Source organism: Psychrobacter sp. AOP30-A2-5, from assembly GCF_052378115.1.
Classification (GTDB): Bacteria; Pseudomonadota; Gammaproteobacteria; order Pseudomonadales; family Moraxellaceae; genus Psychrobacter.
The window spans coordinates 1-4,479 of sequence record NZ_JBQSXK010000040.1 but is presented as its reverse complement, the minus strand read 5'-3'; the positions used below and the strand labels follow the sequence as shown (position 1 = coordinate 4,479).

The 4,479-nt window shown below is 41.8% G+C and carries 2 protein-coding genes and 1 pseudogene; all 3 read left to right on the top strand.

The genetic code is table 11. The features are described from left to right. The coding region (gene hsdR / locus ACT3S4_RS14140) for an EcoAI/FtnUII family type I restriction enzme subunit R (protein ID WP_444761283.1) at window positions 1-1,984 on the top strand (1,984 nt) is incomplete at its 5' end. A gap of 107 nt (window positions 1,985-2,091) precedes the next feature. After that, entirely contained in the window at window positions 2,092-3,792 is a 1,701-nt protein-coding gene (locus ACT3S4_RS14135; protein ID WP_444761282.1) for an N-6 DNA methylase, read from the top strand. 2 nt (window positions 3,793-3,794) lie between these two features. Beyond that, window positions 3,795-4,479 (top strand): annotated as a pseudogene (locus ACT3S4_RS14130) (hypothetical protein); the annotation flags it as partial.

Sequence of the window (4,479 nt, the reverse complement as noted above, 5' to 3'; positions counted from 1 at the left end):
ACTGCCTATCATCACTCAAGATTATCATGATGATGGCAGTGGTAAGTCACCACGCTATTATCAGCTACAAGCCATCAATAAGACCATAGAAGCCATTTCTCGTGGACAGGATCGCATCCTACTCGTAATGGCAACAGGGACAGGTAAAACCTACACTGCATTTCAAATCATCTGGCGTCTGTGGAAGGCTAGAGAAAAGAAACGTATCTTGTTTTTAGCAGATCGTAATATTTTGGTCGATCAAACACGAGTAAATGACTTTCAGCCTTTCGGCACTGCGATGACCAAAATAGAAGGCCGTACCGTTGATCCAGCCTTCGAGATTCATTTAGGCTTATATCAAGCGTTAACAGGTCCAGAAGAGCATCAGAAAGCCTTTAAGCAGGTTGCACCAGACTTCTTTGACCTAATTGTCATTGACGAGTGCCACCGAGGTAGCGCTGCTGAAGACAGTGCTTGGCGTGAGATATTAGAGTATTTTAATAGCGCCACACAAGTAGGCTTAACAGCGACACCTAAAGAGACTGACGAGGTATCTAATTCTTATTACTTTGGAGATCCTGTTTATACCTATACCTTAAAACAGGGCATTGAAGATGGGTTTTTAGCGCCTTATAAAGTGGTTCGAATTGATATCGATGTCGATCTACAAGGCTGGCGTCCAACCAAAGGACAGACAGATAAGCATGATGAGCTGATTGAAGATCGTATCTATAATCAAAAAGACTTTGATCGTAGTTTGGTGATTGATGAGCGTACTGAATTGGTGGCTCAGACCATCACAAGCTACCTTGAGCGTACTGACCCAATGGCCAAGACCATTGTGTTCTGTAATGATATTGATCATGCAGAGCGCATGCGCCGTGCTTTGATTAATTGCAATCCAGAGCAGGTCAAAAAGAACGAAAAGTATGTCATGAAAATCACGGGCGATGATGAGTTGGGCAAAGCACAGCTTGATAACTTTATCAATCCAAAGAAACCTTATCCAGTGATAGCAACAACGTCAGAGCTGATGACGACTGGTGTTGATGCCCAAACTTGTAAGCTAATCGTCTTAGATCAAAATATCAAATCGATGACCAAGTTTAAGCAGGTTATTGGCCGTGGCACCCGTATCAATGATAAATATGGCAAGCTATGGTTTACGATTCTTGACTTCAAAAAAGCGACTGAGCTATTTGCAGATGAGCGTTTCGATGGTATTCCTGAACGTATCATGACCGTAACCCCAAAGCAGATTAATGAAGGAAGCGTTGAGCTGGACGAAGTGGTAGATGGAGAGTCAGACGCAGAGTTAGATATTGTTAATGGTACTGATCTAGCCTACACAACCCAAGATGATAAGAGCGGCTTTGATTTAGGGGCTGGTATGGGTGATGATATGAGTGTTAGTGAGCCTGCGAAAAAATATCATGTGAAAGGTGTAGCTGTCCAAGTCATGGCGCAGCGTATCCAGTATTATGATACTGATGGCAAGCTGGTCACCGAGTCTTTTCAGGACTATACTCGCAAAACTCTTACTAAGCAGTTCGCTAGTTTAGATGAGTTTACCAAGCGCTGGAACGATACTGAGCGCAAACAGACCATCATTGATGAGCTGGCAAACGCTGGTATTATTTGGGAAGCGTTGCAAGAAGAAATCGGTTCGGACATGGACCCTTTCGACCTAATTTGCCATGTGGTCTATGATCAGCCACCTTTGACTCGTCGTGAACGTGCGAATGAAGTTAAAAAGCGCAATTACTTTACCAAGTATTCAGACACTGCTCAAAAAGTGCTGAACGCATTGCTCGATAAATATGCTGATGCGGGTGTAGAAGAAATCGAAAGCCTAAACGTGCTTAAAGTAAAACCACTTGATCAATTAGGTAGTCCGATGGAAATTGTTAGAGAAGGCTTTGGTAGTAAACAAGACTATCAGCAGGCCATTAGTGATCTTGAAAATGAAATCTATTGGGCACCGCCACCCAAACAAGCTTAAGCAACTAGAAAAAATTAGCTACAATCCATATATCTAAGCCTCTTATTGAGGCTTGTTTTATTCATACTGTTTATTGAAATCTATCGTTTATTGAAAAGAGAAACAACATGTCAATCAGTTCAGTTATCAAATCTATTCAAGATATCATGCGTCAAGATGCTGGTGTCGATGGTGATGCCCAACGTTTAAGTCAATTGTCATGGTTATTGTTTCTCAAAATATTTGATGCGCAAGAAGAAGCGCTTGAGTTCGAACAAGAAAACTATAAAACGCCCATCCCTGAGAAATACCTTTGGCGTAACTGGGCAGCTGATTCCGAAGGCATCACTGGTGATGAGTTACTAGAGTTTATAAACGACGAGCTATTTTCTGATTTAAAGAACCTAACGGCACCAGTAGATACCAACCCACGTGGCTTTGTCGTGCGTCAAGGTTTGAGCGATGCCTACAACTACATGAAAAACGGCACGCTATTACGCCAAGTAATTAATAAACTCAACGAAGTGGACTTCAATCGTTCGGACGAACGTCATCTATTTGGTGATATTTATGAGCAACTGCTACGTGATTTACAAAGTGCGGGTAATGCAGGTGAGTTTTATACCCCTCGTGCCGTGACACGCTTCATCGTTGACCGTGTGGATCCAAAGCTCGGTGAGCGCGTCATGGATCCAGCCTGTGGTACAGGTGGCTTTTTGGCATGTTCATTCGATCATGTCAAAAACAATTATGTTGAAACTGCTGAAGATCATCAGATACTACAAAAACAAATTTTGGGTGTTGAAAAGAAGCAGCTACCACATTTGCTCTGTACAACCAATATGATGCTGCATGGTATCGAAGTACCCGTACAGATACGCCACGATAATACCCTAAATAAGCCGCTGTCGAGCTGGGACAGTGATATTGATGTCATCGTAACCAACCCACCTTTTGGCGGCACTGAAGAAAGTGGAATTGAAACGAACTTTCCAGCAGAGTTTCAAACACGCGAAACGGCAGATTTGTTTTTACAATTAATCATCGAGGTCTTGAAAGATAAAGGTCGCGCTGCTGTTGTACTACCTGATGGCACCTTGTTTGGTGAAGGGGTAAAAACCAAGCTAAAGAAAATGCTAACAGAAGAATGTAATCTGCATACCATCGTGCGCTTGCCAAACGGTGTGTTTAACCCTTATACGGGGATTAAGACCAATATTCTCTTCTTTACCAAAGGTCAGCCAACCAAAGATATTTGGTTTTATGAGCATCCTTATCCTGAAGGCGTCAAAAACTACAGCAAAACCAAACCAATGAAGTTTGAAGAGTTTCAAACCGAGATTGACTGGTGGGGTGATGAGGCTGACGGCTTTGCCAGTCGTGTTGAAAACGACCACGCTTGGAAAATTGACTTCAGCAGTAAGCGTAAAACAGCTGAAAAGGATGCAAAGCCACATTGGGACAAAGCAACAGTACTCTTAGGTGAAGTCAGTGCTTTAGAGCCTAATCTTAAAGTGTTACGTGCAGAACTAAAAGCTGCTAGCGATGAGTTAAAGCCTGATAACCTAAAGAAAGTTGAAGCGCTAGAAACTAAAATCAACAATTTGCGCCGAGATGCTAACAATAGCCAACAGGCTGGCGACAGTATATTCAATGCCATCTTTAATTTTGATATCAAAAACCCACATGTAGAGCAGGTCATCGACCATGACCCTAATAAGCTACTGGCTGACTATGCTAAACAGCAACAGAGTATCGATACGTTACGTAGCCAATTAAAAGAAGTACTGGGTGCTGCGCTGTCTGCTAACACGACAGAGGACAAGTAACTATGAATGCAAAAACGAGCTTAAAGATGACTAAGGATATAAGCCAGCCATGGGAGCTAATCACTGAACATATTGATATCTGGACCAGTGCTATATTGGCTAAATCTACCAGTGGGCGTGGCAGTAGTAAAAAGTATGAGCTATACGGCATTACTAAACTACGTGAGCTGATCTTGGAGTTAGCAGTACGTGGCAAGCTGGTGCCACAAGATACTAATGACGAGCCTGCATCTCTTTTTTTAGAGAAAATCGCTGTTGAAAAGGCTCAGTTGATTAAAAAAGGTGAAATAAGAAAAAGTAAGTCTTTACCTAAAATTAGTAAACAAGAACAGCCATTTGATCTACCTTTAGGTTGGGAATGGATTCATATAAACGAAATAGTTGGCTTAGAAAACGGTGATCGAGGTAAAAATTATCCTAATAAATCAGCGTTAGTGGATAAAGGCATACCTTTTATCAATGCTGGTCAGCTTGAAGGAGGAGTCGTTTCAAAAAAAGAACTTAGCTACATCACTCAAGATCGTTTCGATATTTTAAATGGTGGCAAATTCCGAAATGGAGATATTCTTTTTTGCTTGAGAGGCTCTCTTGGTAAATGTGCTCTAGTAAGTAATTTCGGCATCGGAGCAATCGCATCATCTCTAATTATTATGCGTCCTATAATGAGTCGGTTAGAACATTTTATTA